The following is a 1,327-nucleotide window of genomic DNA, read 5'->3' on the forward strand; positions in this document are numbered from 1 at the left end:
AAAAGCCCAGTAATGCTGGGCTATTAAATATTCTAGGGAAAAGTTGTTAACTTTGGGTTACATTAAATTGCCCAAATGTATAAACTTTAAACAAGTAAAAAGTATTGATCAACACTAAACTCATATTTGAAATAACACTCGACGACATAAGATCTAAGCTAAATGATAAGAATAATAAACCACACGCACTAATGGCGGCAACGCGCAGCAGTGTTATCTGGTTAATAAAGAATGCACCTAAACCTAGTGCAAGTAGTGTAGTATTTAAAAGCCAATCTAGCTCGTTTAGCATGGTCGTTTCAATAGTTCAGTTGTTGAAAAAAGGAGCGCCATTATGTTGATCTTTTGCGCACCTTTCAACCAAGTAATTTTAAATTTTCAGATTAGTTTTTTTAATGCTAAAAGTAGCTACCGATTGCTGAAAATAAACCATTATCAGCAATTACTTGATACTTTTGGCAGCTCTGCGGTTTTTGTAAGTCACTGCATAAATAAAGGGACTCACGGCTAGAATCATAGGTGGGGTGTAGGTTTGAATCAATTAAAGTAGCCCCCTTGCCAAAGAATCCGGGCCAGTAAACACTCTCACTTACCATCCCTAATTTTTTATAGGTGAGTAAGGTAGGTTTTGGAAAAGCTAAAATTATTACAGCAACGACAGCGAGTGATATAAACAGTCCTTTTTTTTGCGTTGTTTTTTGGCTTATATCATTCTTTGCACTGGAATTTAACTCGCCAGGTGAAGGGCGCTGAGTAGAACGCTGAGGTTTTCTTTTTTGCGCTGTTTTTTTTCTTGCCGGTGCTTTACCTAGCAACGATTGTTTATTTGGTGTTTTAGACATAAAGCAAATCTGGCCTTTTTTCCGTAGGTCTCTATAATTAAATGAGTAAATTTATATACTAAGCTAATTATTATGATAACTTAAAGTTAGCTTATAGCCTACGAGGAATAAAGATGAATACGCAGCTATCAATTTTAATTGTAGATGACGTTAGCACAGTGCGTAGTTTTTTGAGCCAAACGCTCATGCACTTAGGGATAGATAACGTAAAGGAAGCATCTACTGCCTCACAATGTATTAGTGAGTGCCAAGCTGCAAATTATAATATCATTTTTTTAGACATTGAATTGCCAGACGGTGATGGTAAAGATTTGATTGCACAAATCAATGAATTAAGCCCAGAGACAAATGTGGTTATGGTATCTGCACATTCAGGTATTGAGAATGTTAAGGATGCAATTGATAAAGGCGCTAAAGGGTTTGTAGTAAAGCCATTTACACCTAAAAAAATAGCGGCAATGCTTAAGAAGTTTTATCCAGATTTA

The 1,327-nt window shown here is 35.9% G+C and carries 3 protein-coding genes; 1 reads left to right on the plus strand and 2 read right to left on the minus strand.

The genetic code is table 11. The annotated features are described in order from the left end of the window. Positions 1-46: 46 nt before the first annotated feature. Together GQR46_RS19770 and GQR46_RS19775 are read right to left on the minus strand one after the other, a co-directional pair. A complete protein-coding gene (locus GQR46_RS19770; RefSeq protein ID WP_002958222.1) occupies positions 47-292 on the minus strand; it encodes a hypothetical protein in 246 nt (81 codons plus the stop codon). 106 nt (positions 293-398) lie between these two features. Next, positions 399-842 carry a hypothetical protein gene (locus GQR46_RS19775; protein WP_101217800.1) on the minus strand — a complete coding sequence of 148 codons (444 nt, stop codon included), beginning with the start codon at positions 840-842 and terminating at the stop codon, positions 399-401. A 113-nt stretch (positions 843-955) separates the two neighbouring features. On the opposite strand from GQR46_RS19775, the gene GQR46_RS19780 reads away from it, so the two are divergent. Continuing rightward, positions 956-1,327, plus strand: a 372-nt coding sequence (locus GQR46_RS19780) for a response regulator (RefSeq protein ID WP_165742237.1), incomplete at its 3' end; no start/stop codon positions are given.

This window comes from Pseudoalteromonas sp. Z1A6, from assembly GCF_011378745.1.
Classification (GTDB): domain Bacteria; phylum Pseudomonadota; class Gammaproteobacteria; order Enterobacterales; family Alteromonadaceae; genus Pseudoalteromonas; species Pseudoalteromonas arctica.